Genomic DNA, 16,034 nt, shown 5'->3' on the forward strand with positions numbered 1-16,034 from the left:
ACTCCTATCCAGGTCACCGAGATCAGCCCTTCACGGCTCCCATAGTGATCCCTTGTGTGAAATATTTCTGGAAAACGAGGAACACGATGATAATCGGCACAGCGGCCAGGGTGGCGCCCGCCATGAGAAGGCCGGTATCGATGGTGGTTTCGGCCTGGAGGGTGGCGATGCCCAGGGAGATGGTGGCGTTGTTGTTGGTACTGAGCATGATCAACTGCATGAAGTAGTCGTTCCAGGAATTGATAAAGGTAAAGATGGCCAGGGCGCCGATGCCCGGTTTGATGATAGGCAGGACGATGGTGGTGAAGGTCCTGATCTCGCTGGAGCCGTCCACCCGGGCCGCTTCCAGGATCTCGCCGGGGATGCTCTCGGCGAACTGCTTCATCAGGAACACGCCGAAGGGCCAGCCCACCGTGGGGAAAATGACCGCCCAAAGGGTGTTGTACAGGCGCAGGTCGGCCATCTCCCGCAGCAGGGGGATGAGGATGACCTGCTTGGGCAGGGCCATGGCACAGACGATGAGACCGAAGAGGATGGCCCGGCCGCGGAACCGCTTTTTGGCCAGGGCGTAACCCGCCATGGCGGCGGTGACGCAGGTGAGGATCATGGCCACCACGGCCATGAACACGGTGTTGAGCAGCCACCGGAACGCCGCGGGCACCACGGGGCCGGTGGAGAAAATGACGGGGAGCCCATCCTTGGAAAAATACTGGCTGAAGGGAATGGCCAGCTCCCACAGGGGCGCCGTGCGCTTTTTAAACAGGTTTTGGAAGTTGGTGGTCACCCACTCCGTGGGGAACATCACCGGCTTGGGGTTATAGATATCGGCCCCCGGCTTGAAGGCGCCGGTGATGATCCAATAGAGGGGAAAGAGGAACAAGAACGCCAAGAGGATCAAGAGGATCACGGAGGCCACCTTGTAGACCTTGCCCGACATATTACTGCTTCTCATTTCTCCACCCCCTTACTTTTCTTTCGCCAGACGGAACTGCACGGCAGACAGGATGGCGATAAAGATGGCCAATACCACGCCCATGGCGTTGGCGTAGCCAAAGTGGCCGTTGGTCTCGGTGAGCTTGAATGCGGTGTAGTAGATGTAGTACATCACCGTATTGGTGCCCGAGCCGCCCTGGGTCAACAGCTGGATCAGGGCGAAGCACTGGAAGGAGTTGATGGTGGTGATGACCAGAATGTACAGGGTGGTGGGCATCATCTGGGGCCACTTGATCTTCCAGAATACCTGGAAGTCGGTGGCGCCGTCCACCTTGGCCGCCTCCACCAGGGATTGGTCCACGTTGCCCAGAGCGGAGACGTAGAGGACGATGGGCTGTCCCACGGAGGTGGTGAACAGGATGAGGATGATGCACCAGATGGCCCAGCGGGAATCACCCAGGAAGTTGATGTTCTTGTCGATGATCCCCGCCCCCTTGAGGACGGCGTTAAAGATGCCGGTATAGTTATCGTACATCCATTTCCAGACCACCGTGACCGCCACCGAGCCGGTGACCACGGGGAGATAGAAGATACAGCGGAAGGCCGAGAGCACCGGGCCCTTGAGCTTATAAATGGCCGAGGAGACCCACAGGGAAAAGGCGCATACGGTGGGCACGCTGACCACCACAATGAGGAAGGTATTGAGCAGCGCCTCCCGGAAGGTCTCGTCGCCCCACAGCCGGATGTAATTGGTCAGGCCTGTAAAGTGAACCGCGCTCTCGCGCATGTTGGCGTCAGTAAGGCTGTTGAAGATACAGATGAACATGGGGATAATGACAAAACCCACAAAGAAAATGAGACTGGGCAGCATAAACAGATAGCCGTTGATATTTTCCCGGCGCTGCAGTGCCCGGCTCATGGCGGGCTGGGATTGTTTTGCCAAAATGAACACCCCTCTCTTTTCTTAGGATAAAGGGAAGCCCCTTCCCCGCGCATGCGCGGGGAAGGGGCGCGCGATCCCCCTCGAAACGTCAGATGTTTGTGGGGTAATTATTTCGCGGCAGCGTTGGCCTCTTCGGCATAGCTGGCCACGGTCGTGGCGATGTCGGCGCCCTCGCCTACCTTCTGGAGCATGTTCCACCAGGAGGTACGGGCCTGGGCCCAGCCCTTGGTGACCTGATAGTAGTCGCCCAGCTGGGGCATCAAGACCTGATACTGGTCCATGATGGGCTCGTCGGCCCACATGGTGGTCAGGTCGACGCCGCCGGCGGTGGAGCGGACGGGGAAGTAGTTGGCGGTCTTGACCGCGTCCACGGTGTGCTCGGAGTTGGCCATGTACTCGATGAAGGTCTTGGCGGCGTCGATCTTGGCGGGATCGCCGTTATCGAAGATGCCGAAGCCCCAGATGCCGCCCTGCAGCTTGGACTCGCCGGTCTCGGAGGGGAAGGACATAAAGACGATGTCGTCGCCGGTGACGGTCTTCTCGGCGCCGGTGTCGGCGGAGTTGGGGTTGAGCTGCTGGGCAATGTTCCAGCAGAAGGCCATCTTCAGCACGCCCTGATAGAACTTGGTGATCTCGTCGCCGCCGGCCAGGGAGGCGTCAAAGGCGATGCCGTCCATGCTCTTGAGCTGCTCCAGGGCCTTCACGTTCAGAGGATCGTCCCAGGTGTACTTGGTGTGCTCAGCGTCGGTGAAGGTGCCGCCGTAGAGGTTATTGACCAGGGCGCGGGTGCCCTGGTCACCGCCCTGCCCGGCGCAGTATACGGCGCCGACGGTCTCACCGTAGTGGTCATACAAGGCCTGGACGGCCTTGATGAAGTTCTCGGTGGTCCAGGTGTGGGTCTCCAGATCCAAGTACTGGTCGGCACCGGCCTCCTTAAAGGCGTTCAGGTTGACGGCCATGCAGTGGGCGGTCATGACCAGAGGATACTCATAGACGGAGCCGTCGGCGGCGGTGCAGGCGTCCAGAACGGAGGCCTGGATCTCGCTGCGGTCGGTGTCGGTCAGCATGTCGCTGAGGTCCACCATGTAGCCGCTGGCACCCCAGTTGGCCACCAGGCGCTCGGGGCCCTCCATCACCAGGTCGGGGGCGCTCTTGGCGGTGATGGCGGAGTTCACCTTGTCGTCGCCGTCGGCGTAGGCCAGGTACTCCACCTTGACGGTGATGCCGGTGTCCTCTTTGAAGGCGTCGGTGAGGGTCTTGACGGCCTCCTCCTTGCCCCAGTTGCCGATGGGATAGGTCCACAGGGTGATTTCGGTGGCGCCGGCGGCCGCGCCGCCGTTGTCGGTCTCCGCGGCCTTGCTCTCGGCAGGGGGCTCGCTGGTGGTGGTCCCGCCGCCGCAGGCGGCCAGGCCGAAGGTCATGCTGAGGGCGAGCAAGAGCGCAGATGTCTTCCGCATGTTCATTGTAATATCCTCCTCAAATTCGACAATTCGGGAACCGGGCTCCCCGGCCCTGTTGTATAAATTGTACAGTCGGGCGTTTCATTTGTCAATATGATTTTGAAATAAATTTTATTCTTTTTGGAATTCTGCAAATTTCCTTCATCCGTAGCCGCATCCAGGATCAGATGTGCCGCTCGGAGAGGACCTCCGCCACCATCTCCCTGCGGGCCGTACAGCCCTCGATATCCCGGCGGCAGACCTCGCTGAAGAGCACGTCCACCAGAAAGAGCTGGGCGATGCGGGCCGCGATGGACCCCAGCTGAAGGGGGCCCTCCCGGGAGCCGCACTGAAGCACCACGTCGGCGGCGGCGGCGCCGGGTGATTTGGGGAACCGGGTGATCAGGATGCTGCTGGCCCCCCGGTCCCGGACGATCTTCAGGTTGTCCACCAGCTCCTGGGTGGAGCCGGAGTAGGAGAAATAAATCACCACGTCTCCCTCCACCAGTTGGGAAGCGGCGATGGCCTGGAGGTGGGAATCCCACACCGCGGTAAAATTGGGCCGGGCGGTGGAGAAGAGATGGGCGCAGGACTGGGCCAGGATCATGGACCCCCCCTGGCCGAAGCACAGCACCCGCCCCGCCGCGGCCAGCAGGTCGGCGGCGGCCGTGATGGCCTCCGGCCGGATCAGCTCCAAGGTCTGGGTCATGGCGTCCAGGTCGGCGCTGTACACCTTCCGGCACACGTCCCCGATGCTGTCCTCGGGTAGCACCTCCCCCGCCAGGGGGTTGGACGTGGCCCGTCCCGCGGTGGAGTTGGCCACCGCCAGCTTGAAGGCGTTATAGCCCTTGAAGCCCAGCCGCTTGCAGAAGCGGGAGATGGTGGCCTCCGCCACCCCCGCCTCCTCAGCCAGCTCCGAGATGGACATATACTGGGTCTTCTGCTGGTGGCGGGAGGCATAGTCCGCCACCTTTTTTTCCGCGCTGGTCAGCTGGTAGTATTCCGAGTCGATCTTGGTGAATACGTTGCCCATCGGCATAAGCTTACCCTTTCCCTTTCTCCAGGAGCTCCCCCAACATCTGGTCGCACATGCTCAGCATGCGTGGCAGATGGAAGGGGCCCTTGAACGTGCTGCCCTTGCAGGGAGGCTCCGTGGGCTTGCCGTCCCGGCGCAGGTAGCCATACCACTCCCCAAACTCAGGGTCGGAGAAATGGCTCTTGCAGTAGTCCAGGGTCTTTTCAAACCAGTCCAGATACTTTTCCTCCCCCGTGTCCCGGTAGAGCATCAGGCTGGCAATCAAAATCTCGTCGTGGGGCCACCACAGCTTCATGTCGTGCTCGTAAGCTTCGGGGGGGCGGCCCAGGCAGTCGATGAAGTACAAAAGCCCGCCGTATTCGTGGTCCCAACCCGCCTCGATGGCCTGGTCAAAGACCTGTTGGGCCTTTTTGTGGAGCTCCCGGTCCCCCCGGCGGTTGGCGTCCTCCATGAGGAACCAGCTGCACTCGATGTCGTGGCCCGGATTCACCACCCGGCCCTCGGTCACGTCGCCCCGGAACTCGCCGTTGGGGCCTACGCTCTCCAGGGTGCACTTCATCTCGGGCTTGAAGTGGTAGCGGAAGATCTCATCCACACACTGGGCGGCCCGTTGGGTGTAAAGGGCTTCCTGTTCCGGGTCCACCCGGCGCAGGACGGAGGTGATGTTCAGATAGATCATGGGGTTGGCCAGCGCCCGGCCCGACCGGGTCTCCGGGATGGTCTTGGGCCCCAGGCCGGTGGGGTCCTTGATGAGGCCGTTGTTCAGCTCCCAGATGAGATCATAAGCGGCCCGGGCCCGCCCCAGGCAGACGGTTTCCCCGGTGACACCGTAATACTCGGCGTTGGCGATGGCGTAGAAGCCCTCGGAGAAGCAGTAGCGGCGCTGGCGCAGGGGGTTGCCCTCCCCGGTAACCGTAAAGTACATCCGGTTGCCGGCCTCCCGGTTGATGCAGTGGGCCTCCATGAAGTCCAGGCAGCTTTTGCTGGCGGCGAGCCACTCCTCCCGCACGCCGTAGAGATGGCACAGATAGGCGAAGGTCCAGGCGCACCGGCCCTGCATCCACACGCTCTTGTCCGTGGAGAAGATCTTCCCCTCCCGGTCCAGGCAGGTATACACCCCGCCGTTCACCGGGTCCATCCCGTTTTTCAGCCAGAAGTTCACACAGCGGTCCAGCTCTTCCCGGATCCACGTCTGATGGCTTTGCAGCCGGGCTGTATCCATATCGATTCCACCTTTCCATATTCCGGGGAAATATGCCCCTACTGTCTCCATCATAATCACACGGGAGTTCCACGTCAAGCAAAGAAAGAAAATTATTTTCAAAATTATGAAAAACTGCTTGACAGATTTCAAAAAACTGATAGCCTATAAGCGAAGAAACCTTTTCTTTGTGAAGTACCCACAAAAAGGCCGGGGCGGTCCGCCTCCAGCCTTGTCATCATTTTGGATTGGGAGGGCTTATCATGAAGCATCTTGGCATCGAAGTCCCTGTAAAGAACGTCCCCGAGCTGGACAAGGGATTTATCCCCCTGGGCAAGTTCAACCAGGCCTTTCTGAAGGACGCGAACAAGCCCCTGGACCTGGCCGTGGAGCGTTCCGGCGGGCAGGTGGCCGTCTATCACACGAGGATCCACGGTACCCCCGAGATGGCCCAGGCCGACGCCTATTACGTGGAGCGGGTCATCAAGACCATGCTGTGGCTTTACGGCGGCTTCAAGGTCTACATCAGCGGTGACGAGGCCGTCTGCCGGAAGATGCAGGAGATCTATTCCGCCAAAGGCCAGCAGGCCTTTGACTTCGACTATATGGCCAACGTCTACGAGCAGCCTTTCCAGGTGGTGTTCTGCGACCAGGTCCCCCAGGAGAAGGGGGACCCCAAGGCCATCGGCCGCCACCTGGAGGGCTGCCGCATCGGCTTCGATGCCGGCGGGTCGGACCGGAAGGTGTCCGCCGTCATCGACGGCGAGCCGGTGTTCTCTGAGGAGGTGGTCTGGTTCCCCAAGACCAACTCCGACCCCGACTACCACTATGAGGGCATCGTGGCCGCCCTCAAGTCCGCCGCCGAGCACATGCCCCGGGTGGACGCGGTGGGCGTCTCCTCCGCCGGGGTATACATCGACAACCGCACCATGAACGCCTCCCTCTTCCTCAAGGTGCCCAAGGACCAGTTCGACGCCAAGGTAAAGGACATCTACATCCGGGCCATCCGGGATACCTTCGGCGACGTGCCCTACGCCGTGTGCAACGACGGCGACGTCTCCGCCCTGGCGGGGGCCATGAACCTGGGGGAGAACAACGTGCTGGGCATCGCCATGGGCACCAGCGAGGCCGTGGGCTTCGTGGACCCCAACGGCTGCATCACCGGCTGGCTCAATGAGCTGGCCTTCGTCCCCGTGGACGCCTCCCCCGCCGCCATGCGGGACGAGTGGTCGGGGGACATCGGCTGCGGGGTGAAGTACTTCTCCCAGGATTCCGTCATCAAGCTGGCCCCCGCCGCCGGCATCAACCTCTCCCCCGACCTCTCCCCCGCCGAGAAGCTGAAGGAGGTCCAAAAGCTGATGGACATCCCCGGCTCCCCCGCCGAGGCCATCTACCGCTCCATCGGCGTCTACCTGGGCCACTCCCTGGCCCTCTACCACCATTACTACGGCTTCAAGCACGTGCTGCTGCTGGGCCGGGTCATGTCCGGCCGGGGCGGTGACATCATTCTGGACACCGCCAAGGCAGTGCTGGCCGACGAGTACCCCGAGGTGGCCGGGCTCATCTCTCCCACCCTCCCCGACGAAAAGTCCCGCCGGGTGGGCCAGTCCGTGGCCGCCGCCTCCCTGCCCGAGCTGAAAAAGTGAGGAATCCGTCATGAGGAAGCACATCGTCTGCCTGGGGGACTCCAACACCCACGGCTACTGCGCCGACCCCAATGACTGCGCCGACGGGGCCCTGCTGCGCTTCAACGAGGAGGAGCGCTGGACCTGCCTGCTGCAAAAGGCCCTGGGTGAGGATTACCTGGTGGTGGAGGAGGGCCTCTCCGGCCGCACCACCGTCTTTGACGACCCCCTCTATGAGCACCTCTCCGCCCTAGACTATATTTACCCCTGTCTGAAAAGCCATGAGCCGGTGTCCCTCCTGGTCATCATGCTGGGCACCAACGACACCAAGGAGCGCTTCAACGTCAACCCCTTCGCCATCGGGCTGGGGATGCGCCGCTTGGTCCAGAAAGCCCAGGGGGTGGACTGCTGGGGCCCGGCTGGGACCCCCAACATCCTGATCGTGGCCCCGCCCATCATCGGCGAGGGGGTCCTCACCTCCCCTGTGGCCGACGAGATGGGGACCATGGGCACCACCTGCGTGGAAAAATCCCGCCGGGTACCCGGGGAGTTCCGCCGGGTGGCCGCCGAGATCGGCTGTCATTTCCTGGACGCCAACGAGCTGGGCTGTGAGTTCAACCAGATCGATTTCATGCACCTGACCCGCCGGGGCCACGCCACGCTGGCCAAGGGCCTCGCCGGGCTTATCCCGACGCTTACCTGATCGAAAAGAAACCGTGCCTGCGGGATATCCCGCAGGCACGGTTTTTATCATCTGGGCTCGTATGGCAACACCGGTAAAAGAGACTCTCCATGGCAAGGCGGAAAACAGCGCCGGGAGCCCCCTCTGCCAACTCACTCCCCCTGCCCCTCCATGAGGGGCCTGAAGATCCGTTCCAAAAGAAAAGAGGACAACAGCGCTCCGACGGCGGGCACCACCAGCACCGGGAACACGAAGTTCACGCACAGCAGGATGGCGCCCAGGCTCAGGACCCCCAGCAGCATGGTGGTGGGCAGATGGGCCGCGGCCAGCCGCAGGGAGACGGAGATCAGCCCACCCACGCCAAAAGTGAACCGGGACAGGACGGGAAAATAATAGCTCATGGAGCCCACCAGGAAAACCGCCGCCACACAGAAGGCTCCGTACACCGCAACCCCGGCCGGCTCCGCCAAGGCAAAGGCCAGGAGCCTGCCCCGGAGAAACCACAGCAGCGCCCCCTCCGCCAACACGGTCAGAGTGGCCAGCGCTCCCACCTTGAAGTTCAGCCGAAAGGAGGACAGATACCGGCTGTACGGGCTGGTCTCCTCCTGGCGCAGGCATTTCACCGAGACGTCATAAAGGGCCGCGGTGGCAGGGCCCAGCGTGAAAAGGGGCAGGCTGGTGGCCAGCCACATGAGGCTGAGCATCAATACGTCCGCCAGTTTCCCCAGGGGATGGAACACGATATTGTCCGGATCGAAGATTCTTCCCGCCATATGTTTGGCTCCTTTGCAGCATGGGCTTTGCGCCGATTGGCCTTATTGTAGCCCATTCCGAACAAAAGGTCAAACCCCCGGCCTGTCTCTCCCCTTTTCCAGTGTTTTCATGTAGGCCTCCATCTTTTCGATGTCCTCCATGCTCATGGAATAGATCTGGTCGACGGTCTTTTTATGGGAAAATAGCTCTTTCCGGGCCAGCGTCTCCAGCCATTCCTGATACTCCGTTTCCAAATATTCGTCCACCGCTTCCTTCCCCATGCTGTTCAGCGCGCGGTACTTCTGCATGTGGTTCATCTCCGGCTCCCGGATGATTCGAAGGTTCTGCTGGCCGGAAAATTCATCCAACGGGATATCCAATCCCCTGGATATGGCCAGCATCACATCCCAGGTCGGGTTCTTTGTCTGTCCGCAGACTAAGCGAATGATGGTCGACATAGGGATTTGAGTCAAATCAGAAATATCCGCGTTGGTTAGACTCCGCTCTTGTTTCACTTGTTTCAGCCTCAATGCAATCATCCTCTATGCCTCCAAAACACAACATATGTTATCATTCATGCTTCAATACCGCCATATTTGGGTATTGAACAAATGTCAACTTATGGATAAAATGAAGAAGTTCCAAAAAATGTGTTAGTCCCACTGACAAAATACTATATCACATTTTTTAGGAATTAGGAAGTCAAATTTGGCACAATGTTACCACAGGAGGAAATTTTATGTTGAAAGAGCAGAGATCTGATCTCCAGGAAATCTTTCCGACATGGAGGGACCGTTCGAGTGGAGCAGGCTGTATGGATCTGGCTGCCGGCAGAGTGTTCTACCAAGTGATCTGCACGCAGGTGGAGGCTGAGCCGGCCGGCCGGCGCCAGACCTACGGGCTCCAGTGTCTATGGAGACAGCCGGGTATCACGGCCGTCCTGGACACCGTTCCGGATATCTCCGGCCGCTTAAGCTTCGTCACAGAGCTGGCCGGGCTGTTTAACAGCAATGGCCTGTCTCATCTGCATTTCAGAGATGCCGTGCTGGATAGCCTCTGCCAGCTTTGAGATCATAAAAAAGCCCTGGAATAATACATTCCAGGACTTTTTCCGTATCGCGCAATCCCCCGCCCTATTTCCGGGCGGTTTTCAACCGGGCCAGTGCCCGGGCCAAGGCGGCCTGGGAGCTGTGGTACTCCTGAAGGCTCTCTTTTTGACGCAGGCGCTCTTCCGCCCGCTGGCGGGCGGCCTCGGCCCGCTTGAGGTCGATCTCCTCCGGCCGCTCGGCGGCGGCCACCAGCAGGATGGCGTAATCGGGCATGATCTCGGCAAACCCGCTGCTGACGGAGGCCAAGTTCCACTGCCCCCTCGTCTTATATTTCAGCTCCCCCGGCTCAATGGCCGTCACCACCGGCTCGTGGCCCGGCTGGACCCCGTACTGGCCGTCCAGGATGGGCAGGATCATGGCTTCGGCCGGGCCCACGTAAAACTGGCGGTCGGGGGTGAGGATCTCTAGTGTAAAGGTATCCGCCATCACACCGCCCCCAGTTTGGCCGCTTTCTCCTTGACTTCGGCGGCGGTGCCCACCATGCTGAAGGCGGCCTCGGGATACTGGTCCAGCTCCCCGCCCAAAATGGCCTCGAAGCTGGACAGGGTGTCCTCCAGCTTGACATAGCGGCCCTGGAGCCCGGTGAAGGGCTCGGCCACGGCGAAGGGCTGGGAGAAAAACTGCTGGATGCGCCGGGCCCGCTCCACCACCCGTTTGTCGCCCTCGGAGAGCTCCTCCATCCCCAGGATGGCGATGATGTCCTGAAGCTCCCGGTAGCGCTGCAAGAGCTCCTGGACGCCGCGGGCCACCTTATAGTGCCGCTGGCCCACCACGTCCGGCTCCAGGATGCGGGAGGTGGACTCCAGGGGGTCCACGGCGGGGTAGATGCCCATCTCCACAATCTTCCGGGAGAGGACGGTGGTAGCGTCCAAGTGGGCGAAGGTGGTGGCGGGGGCCGGGTCGGTGAGGTCGTCGGCAGGGACATAGACCGCCTGGACGGAGGTGATTGCCCCATCCTTGGTGGAGGTGATGCGCTCCTGGAGGGCCCCCATCTCCTGGGCCAGGGTGGGCTGATAGCCCACGGCGGAGGGCATCCGGCCCATGAGGGCGGAGACCTCGCTTCCCGCCTGGACATAGCGGAAAATATTATCGATGAAGAGGAGGACGTTCCGCTTTTCCTGGTCCCGGAAGTACTCGGCCATGGTCAGGCCGGTGAGGGCCACCCGCATCCGGGCGCCGGGGGGCTCGTTCATCTGGCCGAATACCAGGGCGGTCTTTTCCAGCACCCCGGACTCGGTCATCTCGTGCCACAGGTCGCTGCCCTCCCGGGTGCGCTCCCCCACGCCGGTGAAGATGGAGTAGCCGCCGTGCTCGGTGGCGATGTTGTGGATCAACTCCTGGATGAGGACGGTCTTGCCCACCCCGGCGCCGCCGAAGAGGCCGATCTTGCCGCCCCGGGCATAGGGGGCCAGCAAGTCGATGACCTTGATGCCGGTCTCCAGCACATCCACCACGGGACGCTGGTCCTGGAACCGGGGTGGCTGGCGGTGGATGGACCAGGTCTCCTCCGCGTCCACCTCCCCCTTCTCGTCGATGGGCTCCCCCAGGACGTTGAACATCCGGCCCAGGGTCTTTTCCCCCACGGGGACGGAGATGGGGGCGCCGGTATCGGTGACCTCCATGCCCCGGCCCAGCCCCTCGCTGGGGGAGAGGGTGAAGCAGCGGACGGTGCCGTCCCCCACAAACTGGTGGGCCTCCATGACGGAGGTCCCGGCTGGGGTGTCCACGGTGAGGGCGTTTTTCAGCTCCGGCAGGCCCCCCTCGGGAAATTCCACGTCCACCACGGGGCCAAGGACCTGGACGATTTTTCCTTTTGACATAAAATCACGCCTTTCTGCGCGGGGAAAGGTTCCCCTCATCCGTCACGGCTTCGCCGTGCCGCCTTCCCCCAGGGGAAGGCCACCGGGCGAAGCCGTTCCCGGCGGGGACCGCCGCGGTTACTGGTCCTCCGCCGCTGCGCCTCCCACGATCTCGGAAATCTCCTGGGTGATGGCGCTCTGGCGCGCCCGGTTATAGGTCAGGTTCAAATCCTTGAGCAGTTTCCTGGCGTTTTCCGTGGCCGAGTCCATAGCCGTCATCCGGGCGTTCTGCTCACTGCAATAGGACTCCACCAGGGCGCCGAAGATCATTCCCTTCAAGTAGCCGGGGACGATCTGGTCCAGCACCACGCTCTCCGACGGGAGGTAGGCCACCGTCTTGGTGTAGTGCTCCGAGGGCCGCCGCTGCCAGGGAAAGAGGTCCCGCTCCAGGGGCAGGAGCTTGGTGCATACCGGCTCCAGCCGCAGGGGATTCACCATTTTGGTATAGACGATCCACACCTCGTCCAGCTGGCCGTTCAAAAAGAGGTCCACAAAGGTGTTGCCGATCTCCCTGGCCCGGGCCATGGTGGGGTCCTGGGCCGTATAGAGGAACTCCCCGTCGATGGGGATCCCCTTCCCCGAAAAATAGGCCCGGCCCATCTGCCCGATGACGAACAGCGTGGGCGCCCGCTGGGCGCACATGGACTCCTCCGCCAATTTGAGGACGTTGTGGTTGTAAGCCCCCGCCAATCCCTTGTCACCGGTGATCACGATATAGCCCACCTGCCGCCCCGCCTTGTCCGCCCGCTGGTCGAAATAAGCGTGGTGGATGTCCGGGGAGTGGTGGAGGATGTCGGAGATGGTGGAGGAGATCTTTTCAAAGTAGGGCAGCGTGTCCTCCAGCTGTTTCCGGGCCTTGCGCAGGCTGGAGGAGGCGATGAGGTACATGGCGTTTGTGATCTTCAGGGTCTCTTCCACGCTTTTGATGTGGTCCCGGACCTCTTTCATCCCTGCCATGTGGGGCTCACCTGCTTTTTATATTCCTCCAGGGCGGCGCGGACGGCCTCGATGGATGGCCCGGAGAGGTCCCCGCTTTGGCCGATGGCCTCCATCACGTCCCCATGGGCGGTCTCCAGCTGGTCGGCGAAATCCCGGGTGAACTCCGCCACCCGGTCCATGGGCACGTCGGACAGCAGCCCGTTGGTGGAAATGTAAAGGATAACCGCCTGCCGGGCCACGCTCATGGGATGGTACAAGGGCTGCTTCAGCACCTCCAGCAGCCTGCGGCCGTGGTCCAAGGACTGCTGGGTGCTTTTGTCCAGGTCGGAGGAAAACTGGGTAAAGACTTCCAGTTCCCGAAACCGGGCCAGGTCAATGCGCAGGGTGCCCGCGCTTTTCTTGATGGCCCTGGTCTGGGCCGCGCCCCCCACCCGGGAGACGGACAGGCCCACGTTGACGGCGGGTCGCTGGCCGGAGAAAAAGAGGTCGGTCTCCAGATAGATCTGCCCGTCGGTGATGGAAATGACGTTGGTGGGGATGTAGGCCGACACGTCCCCCGCCAGGGTCTCGATGATGGGCAGGGCGGTCATGGAGCCGCCGCCGTATTCCTTAGTCAGGCGGCAGGAGCGCTCCAGCAGCCGGGAGTGAAGGTAGAACACGTCGCCGGGATAGGCCTCCCGCCCGGGAGAACGCTTCAGGAGCAGGGACAGGGTCCGGTAGGCCACCGCGTGCTTGGACAGGTCGTCGTAGACGATGAGCACGTCCCGGCCCTTGCTCATGAAATACTCGCCGATGGCGGCCCCGGCGTAGGGGGCCACGTACTGGAGGGGGGCCGGGTCGCTGGCGCTGGCCGAGACGATGATGGAGTAGTCCATGGCCCCGTGGGCCTCCAGGGTATCCCGCACCCGGGCCACGGAGCTGGCCTTCTGGCCGATGGCCACGTAGATGCAGACCATGTCCTGCCCCTGCTGGTTCAGGATTGCGTCTACGGCGATGGCCGTCTTGCCCGTCTGCCGGTCGCCGATAATCAGCTCCCGCTGGCCCCGGCCGATGGGCACCATGGCGTCGATGGCCAGGATGCCCGTCTGCATGGGGACGGTGACGGGCTCCCTCGTCACCACCCCGCTGGCCTCCCGCTCGATGGGGCGGGTCTCAACAGCTCCGATGGGGCCGCCGCCGTCGATGGGGGCCCCCAGGGCGTCCACCACCCGGCCCACCATGCCGTCTCCCACGGGGATCCCGGCGGGTTTCCCGGTTCGCTTGACCAGGGAGCCCTCCTTCAATCCGGCCTCCCCGCCCAGTAGGGCGCAGCCCACGGTGTCCCGCTTTAGATCCAGCACCATGCCCCGGACCCCGGTCTCAAACTCCACCAGCTCGCCGTACACCGCCCGGTCCAGGCCGTGGACGGTGGCGATGCCGTCGCCCACCTCCAGCACGGTGCCGGTCTCGGCCCGGCCGCCCCGGGCGTCGTAATGTTCGATCTCCTCCCGAAGGACGGAGACGATCTCTTCCGCGCGTGCCTTCATACCTCTCGCCTGCCTTCCAGCCGCCGCTCCAGGGCCGTGAGCCGTCCCCGGACGCTTTGGTCATATCTCACGCCGTCCATCTCCAGAATGAACCCGCCGATCAAGGCCGGGTCCAGCCGGATGTCCAGCTCCACGTCGGACTTATGGTGGAGCCGGGCCATCTTTGCCCGCAGCCGCCGCCGCTGGTCCGGGTCCGGGACCCGGGCGCAGGTCATGAGGCAGCGGCCCATCCCCCGCTCGGCCAGGGCCAGGGCGTGGAACTCCTCCAGGATCTCGGGTAGCAGGGCCATGCGGCCCTTGTCACACAGGAGGTCAAAAAAGTGGAGCAGAGGTTCCGGGACATCGGCCAGCACCCGGGCAAGGACCCGCTTTTTTGCCTCCGGGCGGATGGTGGGGTCGGTGCAGACCCCCCACAGCTCCGCCGAGCCGGTGAGGAGACCGGCGGCGGCCCGGATGGTCTCCTCCTCCGGACAGAGCGGATAGAGGGCCTGGGCATAGCGGGCGGCGAGCTCCTTCATGTCCCGTCACCCGTCCCGGCCAGGAAGTCCTCCACAAGGGCCCGGTCCGCGTCCCCGTCCAGCTCCTTCCCCGCCACCTTGGCGGCGCACAGGAGCGCCAGGGAGGCCACCTCCCCCCGGGCCCCCTGGAGCATCTCCTCCCGCTCCTGGCGGACCCTCTGCCGGGCCTCGTCGGTCACTCTGCCCGCGTCGTCCCGGGCCTTGGCCAGGATGGCCTCATACTCCCGCTGGCCCCGGTCCCTGGCCTGGGCCACCAGCCGGGCGGCCTCCTGCCCGGCCTGGGCCAGGCGGAGGTCATATTCCTCCAGCTTGGCCTGGGATGCCTGCTCCTTGGCCGCCGCCCCTGCCAGACCGTCCTCGATCTCCTTCTGGCGGGACTCGATCATGGCCGTCACCGGGGCCCAGAGAAATTTTTTCAACAGGATGTAGAGAACGAGGAGGTTGACCACCGTCCAGAGCATCCCGGTCAGACTGATATTGAGCATACTGCCCGCCCTCTTTCCCTTGGATTATTTCAGGAAGATCAGGGCCAGGGCCGTGATGAAGCCGTAAATGGCGGTGGCTTCGGCCAGGGCGGCGCCCAAAATAAAGGTACTTCTGATCTGTCCCGCCGCCTCGGGCTGGCGGGCGATGGCCTCTGAGGTCTTGCCGGTGGCAAGGCCGATCCCCACGCCGGCGCCGATGCCGGTAAAGACTGCGATGGCCGCTCCGATCACTGTAAGCATAATAAATTCCTCCTAAATTCTATTCATCTTGAATGGCTTCCCCCAAAAAGAGGGTGGTCAGGAACACGAACACCAGGGTTTGGATCAGCCCGTCGAACACGTCGAAGTACAGGCTGAAGGGGATGGGAACGATGGCCGGGGCCATGACCTTGATCATCTCCATGATGACGAAGGAGGCCAGCACGTTGCCGAAGAGCCGCATACACAGCGACAGGGGGCGGATGGCCACCTCCATCAGGTTGATGGGCAGCAGCACGGGGCTGGGCTCGGCGAACTTTTTCAGCCCGCCCTTCAGCCCCCTGCAGCGGAACTGGCCGCCGTAGATGAGGGCCATGCTCATCAGGGCCAGGGCCGCCGTGATGGTCAGATCCCGGGTGGGGGGTGCCAGGCCGAACAGCCCGCTGAGGTTGGCCGCCGTGATGTACAGCGCCACGGTGCCGATCCAGGGGGCGAAGGGCCGCCAATGCTCCCCCAGATTCTCCTTACAGAAGTCGTTGAGAAAGCTCACACCCATCTCCAGCACCGTCTGCGCCTTCCCGGGGACCCGCCGCAGGCGGCGGGTCAACAGCACCGAGGCCAGCACCAGCGCCGCCATGATGATCCAGGTCACCACCACCGACTCCGGCACTTGGAACAGCCCAAAGACCGAGACGGACGGAGTTCCTCCCAGATCCTCGGTCAGGGCTTGCTTGAGGGCATCCAATCGGCATCATCTCCCTTGCAGTGCTCCATTCTAAGCACTTCTC

General features: G+C 62.6%; 18 protein-coding genes. 3 read left to right on the top strand and 15 right to left on the bottom strand.

Annotated features, from left to right (window positions below; genetic code table 11):
- Positions 1–22 precede the first annotated feature (22 nt).
- The 5 genes from AAEU42_RS09425 to AAEU42_RS09445 all read right to left on the bottom strand — a co-directional run bounded on the left by AAEU42_RS09425 (position 23) and on the right by AAEU42_RS09445 (position 5,573).
- On the bottom strand, positions 23–937 hold the full coding sequence (locus tag AAEU42_RS09425; protein ID WP_425288209.1) for a carbohydrate ABC transporter permease: 915 nt from the start codon (positions 935–937) through the stop codon (positions 23–25).
- Between the two features lie 27 nt (positions 938–964).
- Positions 965–1,852, bottom strand: a complete 888-nt coding sequence (locus AAEU42_RS09430) for a carbohydrate ABC transporter permease (RefSeq protein ID WP_342233349.1) — start codon at positions 1,850–1,852, stop codon at positions 965–967.
- Between the two features lie 131 nt (positions 1,853–1,983).
- Positions 1,984–3,339, bottom strand: a complete 1,356-nt coding sequence (locus AAEU42_RS09435) for an ABC transporter substrate-binding protein (protein WP_342233287.1) — start codon at positions 3,337–3,339, stop codon at positions 1,984–1,986.
- Between the two features lie 160 nt (positions 3,340–3,499).
- Complete coding sequence (locus tag AAEU42_RS09440) at positions 3,500–4,354, bottom strand: MurR/RpiR family transcriptional regulator (protein ID WP_342233288.1); 855 nt, start codon at positions 4,352–4,354, stop codon at positions 3,500–3,502.
- 4 nt (positions 4,355–4,358) lie between these two features.
- Entirely contained in the window at positions 4,359–5,573 is a 1,215-nt protein-coding gene (locus AAEU42_RS09445) for an AGE family epimerase/isomerase (RefSeq protein ID WP_342233289.1), read from the bottom strand.
- A gap of 242 nt (positions 5,574–5,815) precedes the next feature.
- On the opposite strand from AAEU42_RS09445, the gene AAEU42_RS09450 reads away from it, so the two are divergent.
- A complete protein-coding gene (locus AAEU42_RS09450; RefSeq protein WP_342233290.1) occupies positions 5,816–7,198 on the top strand; it encodes an ROK family protein in 1,383 nt (460 codons plus the stop codon).
- 10 nt (positions 7,199–7,208) lie between these two features.
- Entirely contained in the window at positions 7,209–7,880 is a 672-nt protein-coding gene (locus AAEU42_RS09455) for a GDSL-type esterase/lipase family protein (protein WP_342233291.1), read from the top strand.
- 131 nt (positions 7,881–8,011) lie between these two features.
- Here AAEU42_RS09455 and AAEU42_RS09460 read toward each other — a convergent pair whose 3' ends face one another.
- Together AAEU42_RS09460 and AAEU42_RS09465 are read right to left on the bottom strand one after the other, a co-directional pair.
- Entirely contained in the window at positions 8,012–8,632 is a 621-nt protein-coding gene (locus tag AAEU42_RS09460) for a YesL family protein (RefSeq protein ID WP_342233292.1), read from the bottom strand.
- 69 nt (positions 8,633–8,701) lie between these two features.
- Positions 8,702–9,151, bottom strand: a complete 450-nt coding sequence (locus tag AAEU42_RS09465; RefSeq protein WP_483145453.1) for a helix-turn-helix domain-containing protein — start codon at positions 9,149–9,151, stop codon at positions 8,702–8,704.
- 200 nt (positions 9,152–9,351) lie between these two features.
- Between AAEU42_RS09465 and AAEU42_RS09470 the strand changes: the two genes are divergently transcribed.
- On the top strand, positions 9,352–9,681 hold the full coding sequence (locus AAEU42_RS09470) for a hypothetical protein (protein WP_342233294.1): 330 nt from the start codon (positions 9,352–9,354) through the stop codon (positions 9,679–9,681).
- Between the two features lie 64 nt (positions 9,682–9,745).
- Here the strand turns inward: AAEU42_RS09470 and atpC are convergent, their stop codons facing one another.
- From atpC to AAEU42_RS09510, 8 genes are all read right to left on the bottom strand, one after another.
- Positions 9,746–10,147, bottom strand: coding sequence for an ATP synthase F1 subunit epsilon (gene atpC, locus AAEU42_RS09475; RefSeq protein WP_342233295.1), 402 nt, complete (start codon positions 10,145–10,147; stop codon positions 9,746–9,748).
- Positions 10,147–11,541, bottom strand: a complete 1,395-nt coding sequence (gene atpD / locus AAEU42_RS09480) for a F0F1 ATP synthase subunit beta (RefSeq protein ID WP_342233296.1) — start codon at positions 11,539–11,541, stop codon at positions 10,147–10,149. Before atpD ends, atpC begins: the two co-directional genes overlap by 1 nt.
- Before the next feature lie 117 nt (positions 11,542–11,658).
- Positions 11,659–12,537, bottom strand: a complete 879-nt coding sequence (gene atpG, locus AAEU42_RS09485; RefSeq protein ID WP_342233297.1) for an ATP synthase F1 subunit gamma — start codon at positions 12,535–12,537, stop codon at positions 11,659–11,661.
- Positions 12,525–14,045 (bottom strand): F0F1 ATP synthase subunit alpha, encoded by a 1,521-nt coding sequence (gene atpA / locus AAEU42_RS09490; RefSeq protein ID WP_342233298.1) that lies wholly within the window; start codon positions 14,043–14,045, stop codon positions 12,525–12,527. The genes atpG and atpA overlap by 13 nt, the downstream gene beginning before the upstream one ends.
- Entirely contained in the window at positions 14,042–14,563 is a 522-nt protein-coding gene (atpH, locus tag AAEU42_RS09495) for an ATP synthase F1 subunit delta (RefSeq protein WP_342233299.1), read from the bottom strand. Before atpH ends, atpA begins: the two co-directional genes overlap by 4 nt.
- Positions 14,560–15,048 (bottom strand): F0F1 ATP synthase subunit B, encoded by a 489-nt coding sequence (gene atpF / locus AAEU42_RS09500; RefSeq protein WP_342233300.1) that lies wholly within the window; start codon positions 15,046–15,048, stop codon positions 14,560–14,562. Before atpF ends, atpH begins: the two co-directional genes overlap by 4 nt.
- A gap of 24 nt (positions 15,049–15,072) precedes the next feature.
- On the bottom strand, positions 15,073–15,288 hold the full coding sequence (gene atpE, locus AAEU42_RS09505; RefSeq protein ID WP_342233301.1) for an ATP synthase F0 subunit C: 216 nt from the start codon (positions 15,286–15,288) through the stop codon (positions 15,073–15,075).
- 19 nt (positions 15,289–15,307) lie between these two features.
- Positions 15,308–15,991, bottom strand: coding sequence for a F0F1 ATP synthase subunit A (locus AAEU42_RS09510; RefSeq protein WP_342233302.1), 684 nt, complete (start codon positions 15,989–15,991; stop codon positions 15,308–15,310).
- Positions 15,992–16,034: the final 43 nt, after the last annotated feature.

Source organism: Pseudoflavonifractor phocaeensis (genome assembly GCF_038439875.1).
Classification (GTDB): domain Bacteria; phylum Bacillota; class Clostridia; order Oscillospirales; family Oscillospiraceae; genus Vermiculatibacterium.

Coding starts and splice junctions, on each gene's coding strand:
- AAEU42_RS09445 (WP_342233289.1), bottom strand. CDS start 5,573: ATGGATACAGCCCGGCTGCAAAGCCATCAGACGTGGATCCGGGAAGAG.
- atpE (WP_342233301.1), bottom strand. CDS start 15,288: ATGCTTACAGTGATCGGAGCGGCCATCGCAGTCTTTACCGGCATCGGC.
- AAEU42_RS09465 (WP_483145453.1), bottom strand. CDS start 9,151: ATGATTGCATTGAGGCTGAAACAAGTGAAACAAGAGCGGAGTCTAACC.
- AAEU42_RS09470 (WP_342233294.1), top strand. CDS start 9,352: ATGTTGAAAGAGCAGAGATCTGATCTCCAGGAAATCTTTCCGACATGG.
- atpG (WP_342233297.1), bottom strand. CDS start 12,537: ATGGCAGGGATGAAAGAGGTCCGGGACCACATCAAAAGCGTGGAAGAG.
- atpF (WP_342233300.1), bottom strand. CDS start 15,048: ATGCTCAATATCAGTCTGACCGGGATGCTCTGGACGGTGGTCAACCTC.
- AAEU42_RS09460 (WP_342233292.1), bottom strand. CDS start 8,632: ATGGCGGGAAGAATCTTCGATCCGGACAATATCGTGTTCCATCCCCTG.
- AAEU42_RS09455 (WP_342233291.1), top strand. CDS start 7,209: ATGAGGAAGCACATCGTCTGCCTGGGGGACTCCAACACCCACGGCTAC.
- atpH (WP_342233299.1), bottom strand. CDS start 14,563: ATGAAGGAGCTCGCCGCCCGCTATGCCCAGGCCCTCTATCCGCTCTGT.
- atpD (WP_342233296.1), bottom strand. CDS start 11,541: ATGTCAAAAGGAAAAATCGTCCAGGTCCTTGGCCCCGTGGTGGACGTG.
- atpC (WP_342233295.1), bottom strand. CDS start 10,147: ATGGCGGATACCTTTACACTAGAGATCCTCACCCCCGACCGCCAGTTT.
- AAEU42_RS09430 (WP_342233349.1), bottom strand. CDS start 1,852: ATGAGCCGGGCACTGCAGCGCCGGGAAAATATCAACGGCTATCTGTTT.
- atpA (WP_342233298.1), bottom strand. CDS start 14,045: ATGAAGGCACGCGCGGAAGAGATCGTCTCCGTCCTTCGGGAGGAGATC.
- AAEU42_RS09440 (WP_342233288.1), bottom strand. CDS start 4,354: ATGCCGATGGGCAACGTATTCACCAAGATCGACTCGGAATACTACCAG.
- AAEU42_RS09435 (WP_342233287.1), bottom strand. CDS start 3,339: ATGAACATGCGGAAGACATCTGCGCTCTTGCTCGCCCTCAGCATGACC.
- AAEU42_RS09450 (WP_342233290.1), top strand. CDS start 5,816: ATGAAGCATCTTGGCATCGAAGTCCCTGTAAAGAACGTCCCCGAGCTG.
- AAEU42_RS09425 (WP_425288209.1), bottom strand. CDS start 937: ATGTCGGGCAAGGTCTACAAGGTGGCCTCCGTGATCCTCTTGATCCTC.